22 protein-coding genes are annotated in these 21,715 nt (G+C 36.0%); 13 read left to right on the top strand and 9 right to left on the bottom strand.

Going from position 1 to position 21,715, the window contains the following annotated elements:
* Positions 1 to 42 precede the first annotated feature (42 nt).
* A complete protein-coding gene (locus M1D60_RS06575) occupies positions 43 to 963 on the top strand; it encodes an EamA family transporter (protein WP_456278369.1) in 921 nt (306 codons plus the stop codon).
* A 100-nt stretch (positions 964 to 1,063) separates the two neighbouring features.
* Here M1D60_RS06575 and M1D60_RS06580 read toward each other — a convergent pair whose 3' ends face one another.
* The 3 genes from M1D60_RS06580 to M1D60_RS06590 are packed head-to-tail and all read right to left on the bottom strand — an operon-like array spanning position 1,064 to position 1,652.
* Positions 1,064 to 1,213: a hypothetical protein gene (locus M1D60_RS06580; RefSeq protein ID WP_456278370.1), complete on the bottom strand. Its 150-nt coding sequence runs from the start codon at positions 1,211 to 1,213 to the stop codon at positions 1,064 to 1,066.
* An 11-nt stretch (positions 1,214 to 1,224) separates the two neighbouring features.
* Positions 1,225 to 1,431, bottom strand: a complete 207-nt coding sequence (locus tag M1D60_RS06585; RefSeq protein WP_456278371.1) for a heavy-metal-associated domain-containing protein — start codon at positions 1,429 to 1,431, stop codon at positions 1,225 to 1,227.
* Positions 1,432 to 1,466: 35 nt separating this feature from the next.
* Positions 1,467 to 1,652 (bottom strand): hypothetical protein, encoded by a 186-nt coding sequence (locus tag M1D60_RS06590; protein ID WP_456278372.1) that lies wholly within the window; start codon positions 1,650 to 1,652, stop codon positions 1,467 to 1,469.
* Between the two features lie 169 nt (positions 1,653 to 1,821).
* On the opposite strand from M1D60_RS06590, the gene M1D60_RS06595 reads away from it, so the two are divergent.
* Positions 1,822 to 3,300, top strand: a complete 1,479-nt coding sequence (locus M1D60_RS06595; protein WP_456278373.1) for a SpoIIE family protein phosphatase — start codon at positions 1,822 to 1,824, stop codon at positions 3,298 to 3,300.
* 224 nt (positions 3,301 to 3,524) lie between these two features.
* Entirely contained in the window at positions 3,525 to 4,244 is a 720-nt protein-coding gene (locus M1D60_RS06600; protein WP_456278374.1) for a YebC/PmpR family DNA-binding transcriptional regulator, read from the top strand.
* A 67-nt stretch (positions 4,245 to 4,311) separates the two neighbouring features.
* On the opposite strand, the gene M1D60_RS06605 is transcribed toward M1D60_RS06600, so the two are convergent.
* Positions 4,312 to 4,584, bottom strand: a complete 273-nt coding sequence (locus M1D60_RS06605) for a hypothetical protein (protein ID WP_456278375.1) — start codon at positions 4,582 to 4,584, stop codon at positions 4,312 to 4,314.
* A gap of 184 nt (positions 4,585 to 4,768) precedes the next feature.
* Here M1D60_RS06605 and M1D60_RS06610 point away from each other — a divergent pair, with 184 nt between their 5' ends.
* The gene (locus tag M1D60_RS06610; RefSeq protein WP_456278376.1) at positions 4,769 to 5,863 is read left to right on the top strand and encodes a threonine aldolase family protein; all 1,095 of its coding nucleotides are present in this window, start codon (positions 4,769 to 4,771) and stop codon (positions 5,861 to 5,863) included.
* Positions 5,864 to 5,950: 87 nt separating this feature from the next.
* Here the strand turns inward: M1D60_RS06610 and M1D60_RS06615 are convergent, their stop codons facing one another.
* The 4 genes from M1D60_RS06615 to prli42 all read right to left on the bottom strand — a co-directional run bounded on the left by M1D60_RS06615 (position 5,951) and on the right by prli42 (position 9,582).
* The gene (locus M1D60_RS06615; protein ID WP_456278377.1) at positions 5,951 to 7,453 is read right to left on the bottom strand and encodes a methyl-accepting chemotaxis protein; all 1,503 of its coding nucleotides are present in this window, start codon (positions 7,451 to 7,453) and stop codon (positions 5,951 to 5,953) included.
* 490 nt (positions 7,454 to 7,943) lie between these two features.
* Positions 7,944 to 9,080 (bottom strand): CAP domain-containing protein, encoded by a 1,137-nt coding sequence (locus M1D60_RS06620; RefSeq protein WP_456278378.1) that lies wholly within the window; start codon positions 9,078 to 9,080, stop codon positions 7,944 to 7,946.
* 62 nt (positions 9,081 to 9,142) lie between these two features.
* A complete protein-coding gene (locus tag M1D60_RS06625) occupies positions 9,143 to 9,337 on the bottom strand; it encodes a hypothetical protein (RefSeq protein ID WP_456278379.1) in 195 nt (64 codons plus the stop codon).
* Positions 9,338 to 9,489: 152 nt separating this feature from the next.
* Positions 9,490 to 9,582, bottom strand: coding sequence for a stressosome-associated protein Prli42 (prli42, locus tag M1D60_RS06630; protein ID WP_456278380.1), 93 nt, complete (start codon positions 9,580 to 9,582; stop codon positions 9,490 to 9,492).
* Positions 9,583 to 9,762: 180 nt separating this feature from the next.
* On the opposite strand from prli42, the gene mce reads away from it, so the two are divergent.
* The 6 genes from mce to M1D60_RS06660 are packed head-to-tail and all read left to right on the top strand — an operon-like array spanning position 9,763 to position 14,842.
* A complete protein-coding gene (gene mce, locus M1D60_RS06635) occupies positions 9,763 to 10,164 on the top strand; it encodes a methylmalonyl-CoA epimerase (RefSeq protein WP_456279370.1) in 402 nt (133 codons plus the stop codon).
* A 12-nt stretch (positions 10,165 to 10,176) separates the two neighbouring features.
* Positions 10,177 to 11,724 (top strand): acyl-CoA carboxylase subunit beta, encoded by a 1,548-nt coding sequence (locus M1D60_RS06640; RefSeq protein ID WP_456278381.1) that lies wholly within the window; start codon positions 10,177 to 10,179, stop codon positions 11,722 to 11,724.
* An 18-nt stretch (positions 11,725 to 11,742) separates the two neighbouring features.
* Positions 11,743 to 12,861 (top strand): tripeptidase T, encoded by a 1,119-nt coding sequence (locus tag M1D60_RS06645; RefSeq protein WP_456278382.1) that lies wholly within the window; start codon positions 11,743 to 11,745, stop codon positions 12,859 to 12,861.
* Between the two features lie 60 nt (positions 12,862 to 12,921).
* The gene (locus M1D60_RS06650) at positions 12,922 to 13,281 is read left to right on the top strand and encodes a cupin domain-containing protein (RefSeq protein ID WP_456278383.1); all 360 of its coding nucleotides are present in this window, start codon (positions 12,922 to 12,924) and stop codon (positions 13,279 to 13,281) included.
* Between the two features lie 57 nt (positions 13,282 to 13,338).
* Positions 13,339 to 13,989: an HAD family hydrolase gene (locus M1D60_RS06655; protein WP_456278384.1), complete on the top strand. Its 651-nt coding sequence runs from the start codon at positions 13,339 to 13,341 to the stop codon at positions 13,987 to 13,989.
* Between the two features lie 25 nt (positions 13,990 to 14,014).
* Positions 14,015 to 14,842 carry a radical SAM protein gene (locus M1D60_RS06660; protein ID WP_456279371.1) on the top strand — a complete coding sequence of 276 codons (828 nt, stop codon included), beginning with the start codon at positions 14,015 to 14,017 and terminating at the stop codon, positions 14,840 to 14,842.
* A 420-nt stretch (positions 14,843 to 15,262) separates the two neighbouring features.
* On the opposite strand, the gene M1D60_RS06665 is transcribed toward M1D60_RS06660, so the two are convergent.
* Positions 15,263 to 16,324: a C40 family peptidase gene (locus M1D60_RS06665; RefSeq protein ID WP_456278385.1), complete on the bottom strand. Its 1,062-nt coding sequence runs from the start codon at positions 16,322 to 16,324 to the stop codon at positions 15,263 to 15,265.
* Between the two features lie 188 nt (positions 16,325 to 16,512).
* Here M1D60_RS06665 and M1D60_RS06670 point away from each other — a divergent pair, with 188 nt between their 5' ends.
* The 3 genes from M1D60_RS06670 to M1D60_RS06680 all read left to right on the top strand — a co-directional run bounded on the left by M1D60_RS06670 (position 16,513) and on the right by M1D60_RS06680 (position 21,706).
* Positions 16,513 to 16,677 (top strand): hypothetical protein, encoded by a 165-nt coding sequence (locus M1D60_RS06670; protein WP_456278386.1) that lies wholly within the window; start codon positions 16,513 to 16,515, stop codon positions 16,675 to 16,677.
* 513 nt (positions 16,678 to 17,190) lie between these two features.
* Positions 17,191 to 17,688 carry a fasciclin domain-containing protein gene (locus M1D60_RS06675; RefSeq protein ID WP_456278387.1) on the top strand — a complete coding sequence of 166 codons (498 nt, stop codon included), beginning with the start codon at positions 17,191 to 17,193 and terminating at the stop codon, positions 17,686 to 17,688.
* Between the two features lie 283 nt (positions 17,689 to 17,971).
* Entirely contained in the window at positions 17,972 to 21,706 is a 3,735-nt protein-coding gene (locus M1D60_RS06680) for an ABC transporter permease subunit (RefSeq protein WP_456278388.1), read from the top strand.
* Positions 21,707 to 21,715 lie beyond the last annotated feature (9 nt).

A 21,715-nucleotide genomic window follows, 5' to 3' on the forward strand; every position in this document is an offset into this window, starting at 1 on the left:
TGATAAATTAGGATTAGAAACTAAATAGAGGACGTGAAAAGGATGCAGCCTTCGATTGCAGTTCAACCCCAACCAACTCAGAAATTAATGGGAGTCGCGCTTGTGCTAATTGCTGCTATTTTGTGGGGAGTCTCAGGGACTGTTGCACAATATATGTTTCAAATGAAAGGCTTTAATGCAGGTTGGTTAGTTGTGATTAGACTTCTTATGGCAGGAATCCTAATGCTAATGATTTCTTATCCTAAACATAAACAAAAGATATGGAAGGTTTGGGCTAATAAGCACGACCGTCTTCAGCTTTTATTGTTTGGATTATTAGGTATGCTTGGTGTTCAATACACCTATTTTGCAGCAATCGAAGCAAGCAATGCTGCGACCGCAACGATTTTACAATATTTAGGTCCTGTTGTGATTCTATTTTATCTAGTCTTAAAGGCAAGAAGAACTCCTACATATAAAGAGTTAATTGTGATTATACTTGCTTTGTTAGGTACATTTTTACTCGTTACCAATGGTACCATTGATTCACTAAGTCTTTCGAAGGAAGGTTTATTTTGGGGACTCACCTCAGCCGTAGCATTAGCCTTTTATACACTCCATCCAGCAGGATTAATAAAAAGATGGGGGACTATGCTTATAGTGGGATGGGGAATGCTCGTCGGAGGAGTTGGATTTAGTTTTATTTATCAGCCATGGGATATCCAGGGGACATGGGGGATTTCCTCTATACTAGCGATTGTGTTTATAATCATTTTTGGAACGATCATTCCTTTTTATTGCTACTTAGAGAGTATGAACTACATAAGCCCTTCTGAGACCAGTACATTGGCTTGTGCAGAGCCATTGTCTGCAGCGATTGTCTCTATTATATGGTTACATGTCACTTTTGGTTGGGTTCAATGGATAGGTACGTTACTAATCATAATCACAATTCTACTCATATCCAGGTGGCGGCATCAATGAAACCTCTTTAAAGGGGGCTTTAAATAACAGGAGTATCTGTATAAACATACAAAAAAGTCCCCTAGGGGACTTTTTTGGTGAGTGGAAACCAAATGGACCGTTAACTTGGATCGTTCTCATCTAAGGATAATGTCGTTACTTCTGTATAATCCCCATTATTTACTTCGGCTCTTGTTGCATCTTCATTTAACTCATCTTCTGTGTCAATACCTTCAGCTATTGTGGGTTCTTCATTCTTCTTATACAACATAATTCCTCCTTCTATTGTATACTAAAGCCTCGCTTACTTATAATGTCAGCAATTTTCCTTAGTTCGATTGTTTTTTCATCATATTCAATCTTAATTTCATTATCTGTAGTATCCATTAAAACCCTTTCAATTCCAGGGACACGTGATAAGCTTTGCTCTAGGCTCTGAATATCGTGCTCGCCTTCGATTCTTCCAAGGAAAAATGTACTAATACTCAATGTGTGCATGCTCCCTTCCAATCCACTTTTATGTCTTAATAGCTGTTATTCTGATCTATTTCAACATGTTCCCGGGTCCAGGTGGTGTCAGTACCACTGATTGGACAGACCGGAAATGATTCTCTTTCACCTAACGATAAGCTTTGTCCAGATTGACATCTGTACTCCCCGTTTACAGGAACACCTTGACCGGTACGATAAACCTCAATATTTTTATTCATTCATGTACACCTCCACAAAACAAGTAATCTTAACAATAGCTATTCCCCAAAATGCTTAAATCCTTCTTATTTATAAAGTGGAAATTAATGGTGTCCTCCATGTATATTACATTTTAAATCTTATTTACCGATAATAAAGAGAGGGGTTTTTTAGAGGAGGACAGATTATATGAGTAAGCCTAGCAACTTAGAGATTAATCAAATTTTAGAGAGTCCTTTCCGTTCTCTATTTGTTAATAATCCCGATTTATGCTACATGCTTGACCGTAACGGTTATTTTATAGAGTTAAACGATGTTGCATTACATGCCCTAAAATATGCAGAATTAGAAATCATGAATCAATCGTTTTTAATGATTATTCATCCGGATGATTATGAAAGGATATCCAATATATTTATAGATGTTATGAAGGGGAAATGTGTCTCATTCGAAGTATCAGTTTTAACGAGTCATTCGGTTGTAATCCCGTTGTCAGTTACAGCAATGCCAATTGTCAATAATGATGAAATAGTAGGAGTTATTGGTGTAGCAAAAGATATGACAGAAATTATCACTTCCCAGAAAAGAATAATGGAGAGTAAAAAAAGATATAAGAATCTTGTTCTTACAGCACCCTATCCCATTATAGTTAGCTGTAATCAACAAATTGTATTAATTAATGATGAGGCAGTAACCGTTTTCGGAGGAAGTCACTTTTCCGATTTCCATGGAAGAAATGCCTATGATTTTTTCGACTCATATATGAATGAAGAAGGTGAACGCGTCCCTTTAGAAAGCCTTAAAGATTTAACCCCTTTCCTAGAAAAACAAGGTGAGTTAACCATACAAACCTTGCAAGGTACATTGGTGGATCTAGAGTTTTCTTTTACTGAGATTGACTGGGATGATGAAGTTGCGTATATTGCAATTTTTCAAGATATTACTAAAAGAAAGCAGCTCGAATTAACCCAAAAGCAAGAACTGTTGCTTGCCCATCAAGTTCAACAAAGCATTTTTCCTAGTCCTTTAAAAGATCAGCAAATTAAAATTGACTCTTTCTATTCACCTTCAACAGTTTTATCAGGTGATATGTATTTTTGGATGAGGCTAAATGAACACTCCTATGGAATTTTAATTTTAGACATTATGGGACATGGAATTCCTTCATCACTAGTTACCATGTCAATCCAATCATTATTGCCAGGGATTTTAACTGATGTGAAAGAACCACATCTTGTTATGGGAAGGCTTAACCAGCATATGTATGAGTTTTTTCATAAGATGAGCTATTTTATGACTGGAATTTATTGTTTTATTGATACAAATAAAAGATCGGTTCAGTTTGTAAATTCAGGTCATCCTTCTGGATTACTAAAAGATGCTAATGGGCTAATCAAAGAGTTAAGAAGTGAAAGTATCCCACTTGGACTTATAGATAGAAACCATTATCAAACTGAAATTTATGAGTATAGCCCGTCATCCAAATTAATTTTATATACAGATGGTATATTTGAGTCTCTTCAATTGTCTCCAAGTAAAGGTGTAGACTTTTTAAAGGGAATTCTGGAAGATTATCCATCTCGATTGGTATTAGAAGAATTAGTAAAACAACTAAAACCATACTCTCAAACAGATGATATTTGTATAATTAGTATAGATCTTTTATAAAGGCTCTTTTCTAAAACTTTGTTGCTTTCGCGACATTTAGTTTGGATGTTTTGAGTATCCAATCTGAATTCACGGTAGTATGATCATCAATCTATTTGCTCTTTTTGTGTTTTGCTTTTTTATAAACTCGAAAGATTAATAAAGATGAGGTATAATAGACTAGGTTATTATAGTATGTAAAAGATCATATAAGAGATTTAATGTATTGAAAGTGAGTGTTCATAATGGGACGTAAGTGGAATAATATTAAGGAAAAAAAGGCATCTAAAGATGCTAACACTAGTCGTATTTATGCTAAGTTTGGGCGTGTAATTTATGTGGCCGCAAAGCAGGGAGAACCAGATCCCGAACTGAATCAAGCCTTAAAGGTCGTGCTAGAACGTGCCAAAACGTATAATGTGCCAAGGGCTATTATTGATCGAGCAATTGATAAAGCAAAGGGTGCTTCCGATGAAACCTTTGATGAGCTTCGTTATGAAGGATTTGGTCCTAATGGTTCGATGGTTATTGTCGATGCCCTAACAAATAATGTAAACCGTACAGCTGCAGAGGTTCGTGCCGCATTCAATAAAAACGGTGGGAATATGGGTGTCAGTGGATCAGTTTCATATATGTTTGATGCTACGGCTGTTATTGGATTAGAAGGGAAAACAGCAGAAGAGGTACTTGAGCTTCTGATGGAGGCGGATGTCGATGTTCGTGACATCATTGAGGAAGATGAGTCTGTTATTGTCTATGCAGAACCAGAACAATTTCATGCTGTCCAGGAGGCCTTTAAACAGGCAGGAATTACAGAATTCTCAGTGGCTGAATTAACCATGCTCGCACAAAATGATGTAAGCCTTCCTGAAGACGGACAAGCGAAGTTTGAAAAACTAATTGATTCATTAGAGGATTTAGAGGATGTACAACAAGTTTATCACAACGTTGACCTAGGTGAATAAATTAAGCGAAAAAGCAGACCTGCATATTAAATAGGTCTGCTTTTATTTAAACATTCATTAAACTTCTTTACTGATGACCTTTTACAACAGGATGATTTGCAATCAACTCTTGATATTCTTTAAACTGTGTAGGCTGAATAAAAATCTGAAAAGCATTTTTTTCATCATTACGATAATATATGTAAGCTAATTCATCTAGCAACCAGTCGGCCGCAACAGAATCCTTGAAAAGGATAAATTCAAACGTATCTGTTTCCGTTAAGCCATGGACAACGATTTCCTTTGAATCTCCACCCAGGCTTGTTGATTTAACTACTTTAAGTTCTACAAATTGAATCATGCAGGTCCACCCCCTTAATCAGTATTTTAAACAAAAAACTTGGTTTTAACTACTTTTAAGACTAATACCTAGTCAAATAAGTATTTTAAAGATTTTGGTTGTACCAACGGAATAATTATTCGTTATACATAACAAAGGGTCAAGTGTACTTCAAAATAATTTAGTTGAGAGGAGTTAATTTGAGATGACAAAAGGAACTTTAATGGACGCATATAAACAAACTACCTACCAAATTTCAGGACATGGACTGAGAAATGTTGAGGTGCTTAAACAAGCCTTTCAAAACGTGGAGGGTGGGATAGAAAGTGACTTATACGGAGAGGGGGAGGTTATTGAAGCCTTTCAGGAGAAAATGGCTGCTTTTTTAGGCAAGGAATCTGCGGTGTTTTTCCCAAGTGGTACTATGGCCCAGCAAATTGCTTTAAGGATTTGGTGTGATCGCGAAGGTATCATGAAGGTTGCCTACCATCCTTTAAGTCATCTAGAAATCCATGAAGAAGATGGGCTCAAACAGCTTCACCAGATTGAAACAATCCTTCTGGCTGAACGTGATCGAGTCATTGAGCTTGAAGATATTCAAGATATGGAGGAAAAGGTTTCTTCAATCCTAATTGAGCTTCCACAACGAGAAATTGGTGGACAGTTACCTTCCTACGAAACACTGGAGAAAATCTCTGCCCATTGTCGGAAAGAAGGAATTAGCCTTCATTTAGACGGAGCAAGATTACTAGAGGTGTTACCATATTATAAAAAGACGGCTGCAGAAGTTAGTAGTCTATTCGATAGTGTGTATATGTCGTTTTACAAAGGTATTGGTGGAATAGCAGGAGCAATTCTAGTAGGAAGCAATGATTTTATTAATGAATCGAAAGTTTGGAAAAGACGCTATGGTGGTGATTTAATTAGTCTTTATCCGTATATCATTAGTGCGGATTATTACTTTGATAAAAGAGTAAATAATATGGCGACCTATTATGAACAAGCATTAGAGCTTTCTCATCTATTTAATGCTTGTAGAGGCATTTCAACCAAGCCGACTGTACCGGTATCCAATATGTTTCATGTTCACTTTGAAGCTCCAAAGGAGAAGGTAGAAGAAATATTAAAGGAGCTTTATCATCAAACAGGAATCGGTTTAACAGGTAATCTTCGAGAGTTTACGAAAGAAGAGGCTTATTATGAAGTTAGTATAGGCGATATCTATGAAAAGGTTCCGAGAGATCAACTACGTGAACTGTTTAGACTGCTTGATCTAAAATTAGCAGCTGCTATTCAATAAATGAAAAGGGAAGCTAGGATCATAGCTTCCCTTTTATAATTTGGGCAATAAAGAAGAAAAGTCAACCCATAATAGGCTGACCCATGTTTATTCTTCCTTTTGCAGATTCATAAGTTTAGTCGTTGCATCATCTGTATTTTGAATGAAGGAAACAAGTTCTGCATTTGATTCACTATGATTTTCTATAGAAGCTGATATTTCCTCAAGAGAAGCAGTTGTTTCCTCAATAATGGCAGCAAACTCAGAAACGGATGTCTCTATCGTCGAGGTGGATTGAGAGATAGAAGAAGTAACTCCTTCATATTCTTCAACGGTGGTATTGAGCTGATGAACGGCACGGTTAATGTCACCAAATACCTTTAATGTTTCTTGTGTTAATGCTACACTCTCGTTCATCTTCACAGCATTATTAGTCATTTGTTGCTGTGAAAAACTTGTATTCTCGTTAACTTTTGTAAGATTCTCAGAAATTCGATTTGCCGCATTTGTTGTCACATCTGATAGCTTACGGATCTCCTCAGCTACAACCGCAAATCCTTTGCCACTATCACCGGCACGCGCTGCTTCAATAGAGGCATTTAATGCTAGTAAATTAGTTTGTGACGCGATATCACGAATACTATCTGAAAAAGTAGTGGTTTCTGTTATTTTACCTGCAAGCTCTTCCATCGTAACAGACATTGACTGGATGGAATCTTGAAATTCCGTAATCTTGGAAAGAAGGGCTTCAATTGTTTTTGTACCAGCATCTGAGGCACTGTTTGTTTCGGAAACCTGCTTAGTTAAAGATTGTGCATTAGATACTAATTTTGTCACCATTTGATTTAAATTCTCAACTGACTCAGAAATACTGCTTGCTGATTCACTTTGAGTTTGCATCCCAGATGAGATTTCACCCACTGCGATTCCCATTTCTTGAAAGGAATATAGTTGCTCCTCACTTTGTGATCTAACCTTTCCGATATTCTCACTAATGGTTTTTGTTCCGGCACTTAAGTGCTCAGTATATGTGTTTTGTTTTTCAGCTAAAAGCTGTGTCTGATACTGTAAATCATTCATTTCCTGTTTCATTTTTTCAGAAACCTTTAGCTGGAAAAATAAAGTTAAAATAATTAAACCAAATATTAGATAATAGGCTAGTATTCTAGAAGAATCTAACTGAAGTGCTTCTTGGGCGTTCATAAAAAACAATATACTTATAATAAGAGCTGCCATCATACCAACAATCGTTGTCTTTCTTCTGTTGTAAATAGCAATAGTTGATAACAAATAGAGGGGCATTAAAATCATCGTTATACTTTTTGTACTAATCATGATTAGATAAATAACAATCGATAGCCCAATAATAGTAAAGTATGGAAGCTGCATGATCATATATTTCTTATAAATAAAAAATGAAAGTAGAGATATAAAAATAAGTCCGCCGATACCGATTGTAAGAATTAATACTAATGGCTGTTTTAATCCAATTTCTACTACAATAGCTAAAAGTACAGATAATAGTGAAACAACTAAGACAAGTTTGTTTTTTCTTTCGATATCTGCAACTAAAATTTGCTTTAATTGACTCTCGTTGTTGTTCATACTCATATGTGGACAGCTCCTTCAAGAAATAATTTCCTTTATTAATATCGTCAGAATTTTTATGTTTTTAATAGAATTTAGGAAAAATTAACAAAAAAAGAAGAGGCTGGGACATAACCTAATACCTCAATCTCAAAGACGAATAATCTCAAAATTAGTTTACCTATCATAATACTGTTTTCGTTTTTTTATGCTTATTAACTAGTTAAGCTGGAAAAACAGGGTTGTTCCATTGCGCTGCAGCCGCTCGCTTTCCGCGGGGAGGAATCTGAGCCTCCTCGGCTACGCCTGCGGGGTCTCAGCCTTTCCTCTATCTCCCGCAGGAGTCGAACGTCTTCCGCTCCATTCCACAAGTTTTAAAAAATAGAATGCAATTTTAAACAAATCAATAAAAGAAAAATAAAAAGACCCGAATTAGCAGGTGAAAGATACATCAAAATATCACCTAATTGTTCGGGTTTTTCACTAACTGAAATACTTATGTCCCAGCCTCTTCTTATTGACTAAAGAATTTTTGGGTGTAATAAGGCTGTGATTTTTCATTGAAAGCTACACCAACACCTAAATATTCAAAGTCCTTTTGCAAAATATTTTCACGATGCCCTAATGAATTCATTAATCCTTCATGGGCAAAAATACTACTGTACTGTCCATATGCTAGATTTTCACCAGCCATTGTAAACTGAATTTCATCCTCAAGCATTCGATCAAACGGTGATTGCCCCTCTAAATTCTCGTGACTAAAATAGTTGTTAACGGCCATATCTTTACTATGCTTTCGGGCGGTTTCTTTCACATAATCATCCCATGTAAGGACAGATAAGCCAAACTTTACTCTTGTAGCGTTTGATAAATCAAAAAGCTGATATTCAAACCCTTCTTTAAGGGAATCACTTGCATTTGTATAATAATCCTGACGCTGTTCTTCAAGAGATTTGCTAATGATCTGAAGCGCAGTGATGGTGTTATTTTGATGCTCGTCATAGAAAACAGTAATATAAGTATCATCCTTGAGAAACATTTCAAATTCTCTTTCTTTATCAAATTGATAAAATACCATTCCTTTATTGATACTAGTTAGAGGATCACCTAATTGCTCGTTAACCAATTGTCTAGTGCTTCCGAATTTGATTCCTGTTGCGGAAGAGATAAGGTCTTGATTAGTATAAATGGCCGCGACACGATTTTGGTTATCATATCCTACCATGATGAAATTTTGATAAGCTTGATGGTAGGTAGTCCACTCAATTCCGTATTCATTTAAACTTGACCTCTGAGGAGCACCTAAAATGGACTCGACCTTTTCTTTTGTATCATATAGTTCAACATTGTGGATAGAAAAAATCTGCTCGCTTGGGGTAGCCAAAACTGGCTTTTCAACTACTTCCACATCAGGGTTAGTTTGCTGTTGATCTAGAAAGGTGATTGATAAATGCTTAGCCATTTCATCAAAAGTAACCAATAAATTTGTAATAGATTTCTTGATTTGCTCATTTTCCTTAAGTGTATCAAGAGGTTCTTCAATTATATTCATAATTTCAGCTTGCTGAAGGGCTTCAGGTTGTTTTTGCCATACTCCCCAAAATGTATAAACCAATAGACAAAATGATAAAAGAAGAAGTAGCCGTCTCATTATTGCTCACACTCCATTTCTAGTATCATTCTAGCCAAAAATGATAAAATTAAAATCAGAGATTACCTAAAGTATACATAAATAGAAAAACCAACTACGACAATGATCCCTAATAGTAAATAAATTAACGTAAGTCTCGTTACATTGCCTTTAGTAGATTTCATGTATTCTTTATCACCTTTACCTGCAAGAGCAATTGTTCCAAATAATCCTGCAAGTAATATGAGAATACCCAAAATTGACAAAATTAAAACCATTTCAATCATCACCCCATATATAGACTAAAGAGAACGACCATTAGTCGTTCTCTTTTTCTCACTGCTTTAAAGACTGCTTTTGATAGTTTTGTAAAAATCAACGGACTAATTTTTGAGAATTACCTTTTCGAGAACAGCCTTTTTAAAAAGAATTAAAAGAACATAGCAGCTCCAGTAAATAGAGTAGTCAATAACATTGAGGCAATCATTAAATAAACAACAATTCTTTGAGTTTTACGTGACATTCTTATTTTCCCCCTTATAAGGTTCCATTACTTTTTATTTTAACCCGACACCTAAAACAGGACAAGTCATAAATAGTGGCAGGAATAAGAACGAATGTAGAGAAATACATAGATGGATACCTCTATCTATTATACTATAAGTGTATGCGTTTTCTTTTAATGTATGAGGGGGTTGTGATGATGATAAAAAAAATTGACCACATTGGAATTGCTGTTAAATCCATAGAGGATTCGTTGAAACTCTATATAGATATTCTACAGCTAGAGCTTATCGGAATAGAAATGGTAGAATCAGAACAAGTCAGAGTAGCTTTTATCAAGGCTGGAGAAACGAAGCTAGAGCTTTTAGAGCCAATGTCAGAGACTAGTCCAATTTCGTTATTTCTAGAGAAAAGAGGAGAAGGTATTCACCATGTTGCTCTGGGTGTCACTTCTATTGAAGAACGAATTGAACATATGAAGCAAAATGGAATTAAAATGATCCATAATGAATCCAAACCTGGTGCGGGAGGAGCTCAAATTGCCTTTATGCACCCAAAATCAACAGGCAATGTTTTACTAGAGCTTTGTGAAAAGAATTAGGAGGGAATAGACTTGGATATTTATCAAAAAATAGATGAGCTATATGACAAAAGACGTGAGGTGGAATTAGGTGGTGGTGACGACCGCATCGATAAGCAGCATGAGAAAGGTAAGCTTACCGCTCGGGAAAGAATTGATTTATTAGTTGACCCGGGTAGTTTTGTTGAATTAAATCCTTTTATTGAGCATCGTTCACAGGACTTTGGATTAGCAAACAAGCAGGGACCAGGTGATGGAGTTGTAACAGGGTACGGTAAGGTAAATGGTCGTCCTATTTACTTATTTTCACAGGATTTTACCGTATTTGGTGGAGCATTAGGTGAAATGCATGCGAAAAAGATTTCTACCATTATGGATCTTGCTGCAAAAAACGGTGCACCGATTGTTGGCTTGAATGACTCGGGAGGAGCCCGGATCCAAGAAGGTGTGGTATCATTGGATGGATATGGTCATATCTTCTATCGAAATTCTATTTACTCAGGTGTGGTACCTCAGCTATCAGTGATCATGGGTCCTTGTGCGGGTGGAGCTGTTTATTCTCCTGCTATTACCGATTTTGTATTTATGGTGGAGAAAACAAGTCAAATGTTTATTACTGGACCAAAGGTTATTGAAACGGTTACTGGAGAAAAGATATCCTCCGAAGACCTTGGTGGTGCTACCGTACATAATTCCATTAGTGGAAATGCACATTTTTCTGGTTCTACTGAGCAGGAGGTATTGGAGCAGGTTCGTCATGTGTTAAGCTACTTACCACAAAATAATGAAGAAAAGGCGCCAATTCTTAACGTAAGTGAAGAGGAAGACTATCGTCCTGATTTAACTGAAGTCATTCCATTTGATGCTGTTAGACCTTATGATGTGCGAAAAGTAATTGAGCAGGTAATGGACGAAGGTTCATTCACGGAAGTACAAAAGGATTTTGCGAAAAATATTGTCATTGGTTTTGCAAGAATTAAAGGAGAAGTAGTAGGATTAGTATGTAATCAGCCGAAGGTAATGGCAGGAGGATTAGATATTGATTCATCGGATAAGGCAGCGCGCTTTATTCGTTTCTGTGATTCCTTTAATATTCCCATTATCACCTTTGAGGATGTCACCGGTTTCTTTCCGGGTATTAAACAGGAGCATGGTGGAATTATTCGTCATGGTGCAAAGATTCTCTATGCGTATTCAGAGGCTACTGTTCCGAAATTAACCGTTATTTTACGGAAGGCCTATGGAGGAGCCTATGTTGCTTTAAATAGTAAAGCAATTGGAGCCGATCTTGTTTATGCTTGGCCAAATGCTGAAATCGCGGTGATGGGACCACAAGGAGCAGCAAATATAATCTTTGCAAGAGAAATTGCTGAAAGTGAGAACCCGGACCAAACGAGAGCTGATAAGATTGAAGAATATCGTGAAAAATTTGCAAATCCATATGTTGCCGCTAAAATGGGTATGGTGGATGATGTCATTGATCCAAGAGAAACTAGAATTAAACTAATTCAAGCACTAGAAATGCTTCGAAATAAAAAAGAAGAGAGACCAAGAAAAAAACACGGAAATATCCCGTTGTAACAATAGGAGGAAACAGCAATGGTTAATCAAGAGCGTTTGTTAAACGAATTTTTAGAGCTAGTTCAAGTAGATTCAGAAACCAAGTATGAGGCTGAGATTTCAAAAGTATTAAAAGAAAAGTTCAGTGCACTTGGTGTAGAGGTATTCGATGATGAGACGACAGAAGTAACGGGACATGGAGCGGGTAACTTAATTTGTACCCTTCAAGGTACGAAAGACGGAGTGGACTCTATCTACTTTACTTCCCATATGGATACCGTTGTTCCTGGTAAAGGAATTAAACCATCGGTACAGGATGGGTATGTGGTTACAGATGGAACAACTATTTTAGGAGCGGATGATAAAGCTGGCTTAGCAGCGATGCTAGAAGCAGTTCGAGTGCTTAAAGAAAATAATATTTCTCATGGAACCATTCAATTCATTATTACAGTTGGGGAAGAATCAGGACTTGTAGGGGCAAAGGCGTTAGATCCAGAAAAGTTGATTGCTAAGTATGGTTATGCTTTAGATAGCGATGGAAAAGTAGGGAATATCATCGTAGCGGCTCCAACTCAAGCCAAAGTTAAGGCAACCATCCTTGGTAAAACAGCTCATGCCGGAGTAGCACCTGAAAAAGGAGTTTCTGCGATTACAATCGCATCAAAAGCAATCGCTAGAATGCCTCTTGGGCGTATTGATGAAGAAACGACTGCGAATATTGGCAGATTCGAAGGTGGACAGCAAACGAATATCGTTTGTGACCGTGTAGATATTCTTGCTGAGGCTCGTTCTTTAGTAGGTGAAAAGATGGAAGCACAGGTTCAAAAAATGAAAGAAGCTTTTGAATCAGCAGCAGAGGAAATGGGAGGACGTGCAGAGGTTGATATAACCGTAATGTACCCTGGCTTTAAGTATGGCGAAGGTGACCATGTTGTTGAAGTGGCACGTCGAGCTGCAGCTTCTATTGGTCGTACCTCTGAATTGCAAAAAAGTGGCGGTGGAAGTGATGCCAATGTTATTGCGGGACATGGAATTCCAACAGTTAATCTTTCAGTTGGTTATGAAGAAATCCATACAACCAATGAAAGAATGCCAATTGAAGAGCTAGTAAAAACGGCTGAATTAGTTGTAGCGATTATAGAAGAAGTAGCGAAGTAATGAAAAGAGGCCATTAGAGCCTCTTTTCCATTCTTAGAGATTTTTGAAAGGGTGTTAGAAATGGAAAAGGTAAATATTAAAGATAAATTTTCTCTATTTAACGAGCATTGGAGTCCTAAAATAGCTGGAGAAATTAATGATCTCCATGTTAAATTTGCTAAACTCAAGGGAGAGTTTGTATGGCATCATCATGAACATGAAGATGAAATGTTTTTGGTCATCAAAGGAGAATTACTTCTAAAGTTCAGAGACCGGGATGTAACGATTAATGAAGGTGAATTTATTATTGTGCCAAAAGGGGTAGAGCATTTACCAGTTGCTAAAGAAGAGGTACAAGTCCTCTTATTCGAACCCAAGTCTACGCTAAACACAGGAACAGAAGTTAATGAAAGAACAGTTTCTGATTTAGAATTGATTTAAGTTAACCTGCCTAAACAAAGAAAAGCAAATACTTTTACTTTAAGGGAGTCAGTTAAGATGAAAAAGTATAAAGTTCTATTATTCGATTTAGATGGTACGTTAACTGATCCTAAAGAAGGGATTACGAAATCCGTACAATATGCTTTAGCTGAAATGGGGATTGAGGAAGACAACTTGGCTAATTTAGAATGCTTTATTGGACCTCCCCTTCAAGTTTCTTTTAAAGAATTTTATTCGATGAATGAAGAGGAAATTTCAAGTGCGATCTCTTATTACCGAGAGCGCTTTAAGATTGAGGGTTTATACGAGAATACGTTGTATAATGGTATTCCCTCACTATTAGAAACATTGAAAAACCAAGGCTACCAATTAGTAGTGGCTACATCTAAGCCAACTGTCTTTTCTGAAGAAATTTTAAAATTTTTTCAAATCGATCATTTCTTTGATCTAAATATTGGTAGTCATCTGGATGGGACTAGAAGTTCAAAAGCAGAAATCATTCAATACATACTTGAACAATTTCCCCATTTTGAGAAAGCTGATTTTGTGATGATTGGGGACCGTAAGCATGATCTAATTGGTGCGAATACGATTGGAATTGATTCAATTGGAGTAACATATGGATATGGTCACATGGATGAACTTAAGAATGAACGACCTACTCATATAGTAAACAGTGTAGTAGAGTTAAGCACATTACTTACATAACGTGATAAAGGAGAGAGTCAGAGTGATAAACATAACTGATAAAAACACCAAGCAATTACTCACTCCAGCAAGTGGATATCTAGATGGCTATACGTTCTCTCTCAATCCTTATATTGGCTGTAGCTTCGGCTGCAGCTATTGTTATGTAAGAAAAATGCCCGTTAATTTGTTTCGAAAAGAAGAGTGGGGATTATGGGTTGATATAAAGCGAAATGCCCAAGAACAGTATAAGAAGGAAATGAAGAAGGCAAGGAAAAAGTATGACTCCATTTCAATTTTTATGTCCTCTAGCACGGACCCATACCAACCAACAGAAAGTGATGCCGAAATCACACGTTCTCTATTAGAGGCGATGGAAGAAGAACCGCCAGATTTTTTGTTTATTCAAACACGGAGTCCCTTGGTAAAGCGGGATCTTGATCTTATAAAAAAATTAGGGAATCGTATCTTACTAAGTATGACGATTGAGACAGATTTAGATGAAATTAGAAGAATTTTTTCTCCAACCGCTCCCCCCATTCCAGCTAGGCTAAATGTATTAAAGAAATTTGTCAATGAAGGAGTACCATGTCAGGTGGCTGTTGCACCAGTCCTTCCATATTCAGAGAGGTTTGCTGAAATTCTTGCCTCCACAGTTAACCGAGTTACCATTGATGATTATTTTATGGGTGACGGAAGTAAGGGGAAAAGAACGACAAATCTAGGGATTGAAAACATTTATAAAGAAAATAACTTGTCAGATTGGTATCATCCTGAAGTATATAAAAAATTAGTGACTGAATTAGGCAATTACATGTCACAAGAAGAAATATATATTAGCCAAACTGGCTTCTTACCACCAACTAAGAATTAAATCTTCTAGCAAAAGAGGCTGGGACAAAACCTAATACCCTAGTCTCAAAGACGAATAATCTCAAAATTAGTCTACCTATCAAATATAATACTGTTTTCGTTTTTTTTTTATGTTATTAACTAGTTAAGCTGGAAAACAGGGTTGTTCCATTGCGCTGCAGCCGCTCGCTTTCCGCGGGGAGGAATCTGAGCCTCCTCGGCTACGCCTGCGGGGTCTCAGCCTTTCCTCTATCTCCCGCAGGAGTCGAGCGTCTTCCGCTCCATTCCACTAGTTTTAAAAAAAGAATGCAATTATTAACAAATCAATAAAAGTAACAAAAAAGACCCGAACTAGCAGGTGAAAGCTACATCGAAATATCACCTAATTGTTCGGGTTTTACCACTAACTGAAATATTTATGTCCCAGCCTCTTCTTGTCAGCTTATTTAATTACTCGTTTTGCAAATAAATAATTTTTACCCCAATAAGGGTTATTTAGAACGTTTTTAGTAATGATTACACCTTTTGAGGAAGAAGCGTGAATCATGCTACCATCTGCCATATATATTCCAACATGCCCAACTCTACCATCAGAATATAATTGACTATCTGTGAAAAATAGCAAATCACCCTGTTCTAGTTTCTGTACATAAGCACCTGTACTTGCTTGATCTCTTGATGTTCTTGGAATACTAATACCGTTTTGTTTAAAAACAAGCTGAGTATAAGAAGAACAATCAAATAGTCTAGGTGCTTCTGCTAGAGTTGCCCCAAATTTGTAGCCTGCGCCTAAGTATTTTTTTGCCTGATTAATGATATTTGTTCTAACTGTGCTTACTTTCGGTTGCTTGTTCGTAATCTTAACCGGAGCTTTTTCACGGATTGGCTCTATTTCTTTTGTTTTACTTGTAGCAGGAATCTTTAATCTTTGTCCAATCATAATCATGTTTGACTTTAAGTTATTTGCCGTTTTCAAATGATATTCAGTTGTATGATGTGCGCGAGCAATTTCATATAGAGTATCACCACTTTGAACAATATATTGCTGTGCTGGTTTTTGAACCTGTATTGAGCCATTTTTAGGATTAAAAGTCATATAGACATTAAATAACGAGCTACCAGCAGCAATAGAGATGTAAGCAGTGTTTTGATACCAGCGTAAAGGATCAATATGAATATACTCATTACTTTTACGAGCAATGGCACCACCTACTGTTGCTCTTACCATTGTAGATCCATCTGTTGCTTGGAATGTGGCATTATTACGGTTATATTGAATGGAATTGTAACCTAAAATTTTTGAAAGCCTTACAAAAGGTAAATACATTTTTCCATCGATTTTTATCGGTTGTATTCCATCCACCATTTTCCCATTAATTGCTATACCGGCAGTTGGAATTTTTGTTGTCTGGGCATGAGTCATTAATGAACTATTCATACAGAAGACAAGGACTAACAGTACAATGAGAATTCTTTGAAGTTTACAATACTTATCAATTTTCACTTTAATTACTCCTTTTCATTGATATTGTTATTGACTCTATCTTCTGCCAATTAAATTTTTTAATTCGTTTTATGAAATGAAAACATAGTGATGGAGGAATTTGGAATTGATTTGAGTATTACATTAAGTCGAAACAAGAGCATATCCATTTGGAAAAAATGCAAACTAGTTATAGGGTGTTTTCTTCAATGCACCTAAACTTAAGACGTGGTGGTGGGACAATGACTAAAAATAATAAAAATCAACCGAAACATGATAATGCTCTACCAAAAGCAGATGTAGAATTTGCTGAGGCAAGAGATAATGGACTTGAAAAAGTAGCATTACGAGCACAAAGAAATCAAAATAAGTAATTTCGGCCTACATCATCCATTAGGTGGATGGTGTTTTTTATAGGATTATTAAACAATGTTGCTTGAGTTTCGTTCACAGTACTTCGTTTTCCACGAATCTAAGACAGAGAAGTAAACTCGAAAGGAATCAATCTTACTTGGTAAAAACAATGTATAAAAAAATAGAATTAATCACACTTTCCATAAGGATAAAATTGTTAAATAAACGAATACTACTTTTGAGATTTATACATAACGGGGGTGGCGGCAAGCTAAGGAGTAAAACAGTGGATTTAATGTGTACTTAATGTTGGGTAGTCCTAAAAAAAGACTCTGTTAAAGTAGAGTATTGGATTTTAGCAGAGTTGATTGTAGTGGAAGGACGCGAGACTCCTGCGGGAGCAGCGTGACAGGTGAGACCCCGCAGGCGCATGCCGAGGAGGCTCACCGCACGCCCCGCGGAAAGCGAGTGTCCTGTAACGAAAATCAACAACAAGTTTAACACAGTTATAGAAAAAAGGAGGATTTAATTAAATGAAAAAGAAAATGAGTGTAGTGGGATTGATGATTTTCATGATATTGATTTCTTTCTCAACTGGTGTGTTTGCAGCAGAAGAGACAGAAAGTAAAAGTGACATTATTGATACTGCAGTAGAAGCTGGTGACTTTACTATTTTAGCTGCTGCCTTAGAGAAGGCTGATTTGATTGACACTTTAAAGGGAAAAGGTCCATTTACTGTATTTGCTCCTACAGACGAAGCATTTGAAAAATTGCTAAAGGATTTAGATGTAACACAAGATGAGCTATTAGCTAGAGAAGATTTAAAAGAAATTTTGCTATACCATGTTGTCTCAGGTAATGTATTATCTAACGATTTAAAAGAAGGTATGAAGGTAAAAACGTTAGCTGACAAGGAAGTAAAGATTTCTTTAGATCCTGTTCAAGTAAATGATGCAAAAGTTGTGAAAGCAGATATCGAGGCTTCAAATGGTGTGATTCATGTAATCGATAAAGTTTTATTACCTAAGTAAGGGGAAACAAACACTAAGGATTGAATTCAAACCCTATTGGATGAATTCAATCCTTTTTTATTTATTTGGTTTTCGCGAGGGAGATATATAAATAATCCTTCCCCTTTAAATTCATGTCTAGATACGAACTAAGTATCAAAAATGGAAATTATTGCATATTTATTACAATTATTGTAAAATTTTTACAAATAGGTTAAATAATATCGGTAAAGGCCTTAATTAGACTAGTATTCTAAAAGATTACTAACTCCATAGATTTTGAGATAAAAGGGGACTGATTCGTTTGCAGCTACTAGTAAAACAACTTAAAAATTTAATGATTATTTCATTTGTAACCTTTGCGGTAATGTTTATCATTTTAATTCCGAAAGATGATACGGTTTTATATAACCTTCAGTACAACATAGGTGGGGTCATACAATCTGTAAAAGAAACATTTATGAAGGTCATAACTGGTGAAAGTTTAGGAAATGCTCAGTCAGGTGCCCCGGTTTGGACTGAAGTGAATAGATACATGATAAGAAGTTTGAAGTTAATCATTCCATCATTTTTAATTAGCATGATTGTGGGTGTTCTGTTAGGGTTATTTAGTTTTAGATTTAGAGAGAAGTTAGCAGGGAAAATAACCAATTCGACTACGATGGTGGCTAGTGCAATTCCTGACTTCTTTTTATTTATTTTAATTCAATATAGCTTGCTGGTCTTAATCAGAATGGGCTTTCCAAAATTAGACTTATTTGGACATGAGTATTGGTACAATCTCATTTTACCTACCGTCAGTTTATGCTTATACCCAATGATCTATATATCAAGAATATCTTTTTCGATGCTAGAAGCGGAGTCTATTAAAAAATACGTATATACGGCTAGGGCAAAAGGTAAGTCTGAGTTCTACATACTTAGAACCCACCTATTATGGAATATTTGGGGCACGGTATTAGTACAATCAAAAACGGTCATGCTTTATATTTTAACGAGTCTACCAATTATAGAATTGTTAGCTTTCTACAAGGGGGCAGGCCATCATCTTCTTAGTGCTATAAAGCCACCTCAGGACCAAATGCTAATAGTTGGTTTTGTCCTTCCCTTTATATTCATCATGTACCTTGTGATGGTAATAAGTGATTTTGCTGCATATTTTCTTCTACCAAATCATGTTGACAACTCAAAGGCAATGAAACCACTAAAGTCTGGAAGATATAAAAAATATGTTGTATCAATCGTCTACCACTTATCCAATATTTTTTATTTCTTATTCAGAAACCCACTACTATCTTTTAGTAGTCTAGTTTTGATTATGGTGATCTCACTTACTATTTTAGGTCAATATCTTCCTTTTGTAGATAAGGACTTAAATACTGTTTTATATATTATGGACGAAAATAACAAACCAAAGGTACCCCCTATTCCACCTTCTGAAGATTATCTATTTGGTACTGACAGACACGGACGAGATTTATTAAGTTTACTTATACTAGGAGCGAAAGAAACATTACTAATTGTTTTAATCGTGTCTTTACTTCGATTTATTATTTCGATTCCTTTAGGATTCTTTTCTGCAAAAGGTTCGTCAATCTTTAAGTCTATTTTAAAAATATCTCAAATATTGTTTTCCTATTTTCCGATTTTGTTTTTAATCATGATCCTTATGTCATTTAGTGAATTAATGACTCATGAGAGAAGGGCCTATTGGTTTGTCTCCTTTCTAGTTATTGTTGAGGTAGGAAGACTAGGTCAAATTTATCAGAATGAGTTCAAACGAATTAGTGAAATGGATTATATGCAGGCAGGTATTTCAGTTGGTACTAAGGGGTGGAGTCTCTTTAAGGGCTACTATTTTCCTCAGCTGAAGCATAATACGATTATCTATTTTACAACGGATTTAGGTAGATCTTTATTTTTACTTTCACAGCTTGGTTTTGTTTCAGTTTTTATAACACAAAATCTTGTACAGGATGATACTGGGCTATGGGTTCTAGTTAATACCTCTCTAAACTGGCCAGTGTTACTATCCAATTCTTTACAAGATATTAGAGGGGCTACGTGGATTCCATTCTATACCTCTATGTTTATAGCTATTACGATTCTTTCGTTTACTCTTCTTGGTGAAGGATTAAGACAATATTTTCATAAAGATAAGATATATATTTCAAGGAAGACTGTCACTAGTAAAATTGATAGATTACTAACGTTACTTTCACCTGTAAAAAAGTTTAAAGGGAAGAAAGTTGGTATTATATTATCTATATCAATAGTACTTTCTGTTCCGCTCTTTGTGTTCTTATCATCCAACGATGTAATTAGTAATAAAGTAGTAACAACAACAGGCAAAGAGGAAGAAAATTATGATCAGCAAGTTCAAAATATCGCTACCTTTGCTAAAGTTTTCGGATATGTACGTTATTTCCACCCTAGTGACCAAGTAGTGTTCACAGATTGGAATACATTTGCGAGTGAAGGAGTTAGTGAAATTAAAAATGCTACGGATGAGCAACAGCTTATGGCGATCATAGAGAAGAGTTTTTCCCAAATTGCTCCTACTATACAGTTCACGTATAAGGATGAGGAAGCCAAAAATCCATTTATCGATATTCAACAAGACGATCCTAATGTAGAACTTGTGGCATGGCAGCATAGGGGATTAGGAAAACAAGACTCACCATATATTAGTCAGAGAGTTGCTTATAAACCTGGGACTGTAGCGGGACCTCTTTTTGAAGGGTTGCCAAAACAAGAAGAAATCATTGTGAAGAAGATTAGCGAGAACATTACTATGCATCTGCCTTTAGCCATTTATCGTGATGAAAAGATGGTATTGGACAATGCTGAAATGGAGTTCTTTGAGAAAAACCTTCCATTGGATGATGTAGATGTAAGAGTTGGAAATATCATTATTGCTTGGAATATGATAAAGCATTTTTATCCATATAAGAGTGAAATGAAGGAGCCTTGGGATGATGTTTTAATTCCTGCACTTAATGAAACGCTTAAAGCTTCGACTGAGCAGGAATATTTGGATGCGTTTAAAAAGATGTTGGTTGCTACAAATGATGGAAATGCAACGATCAAAATTTTAGGTTCGAATGAAAAAATAATGTTACCATTCCGTGCTACTATAAAAAATGGAAATCTAGAAATTATCGCTGCAAGTCCAGATTCACCATTTAGAGTAGGGGATATTGTCTTAAAGAAAAATGGAAAACCTGTATCCAATCAGTTTATGGCTATCATGGATTTAGAGACAGGTTCTGATCAATATCGGATGTATAAAGCAATAAATTCATTGATATCCGAATATGTTGGAGAAAAAGTCAATTTTACATTAAAACGTGGAGAAAGTGAAATTGACGTTGAAATGAATGTGACAGAAGAAGTGGAAGTAGATGAATTCAACCGAAATATAGCGATAGAAGAAATGGAGAATGGGATATATTATGTGAATCTAGACGGTCTTAAGATGAAAGATTTAGAGCCGTTCATGAATGAACTATTGCAGGCAAAAGGAGTAATGTTTGATTTGAGGGGAACTCCTGATCCATCTACTAAAGTCATATTATCTCATTTGGTAAAGGATCAGGTGATAGGTGCCCAGTATAAAATACCTCATATCATTTACCCGGATTTGGAGAATCTTGCAGGATATGATCAATTGTTTACACAAAATTGGACGTTTGAGCCGAAAGAGCCTTCTTTTAAGGGGAAAGTGGTGTTTCTAGCATATAGTGGAACACATGGTCTAGCTGAATCTTATTTAAGTGTAGTAGAAGAGAATAATCTAGCTGAAATTGTTGGTGATATGACAGCCGGTAGTAGTGGAGATATTTATAAAGCGAAATTACCTGGGAATCTTGTCTTTACATGGACCAGTATGAAAGTGGAAAAATCAAACAAAGATCAATTTCATGGAGTAGGTGTTCGACCAACCATTCCAGTACAGAGCAGTAATGAACAGTCAGAATCGATTCAAGATGAGTATGTAGAAAAAGGGATTGAAGTCATTAAAAGATCGTACAGGTGACAATGTAAA

It is taken from the genome of Bacillus sp. AK128, from assembly GCF_053903075.1.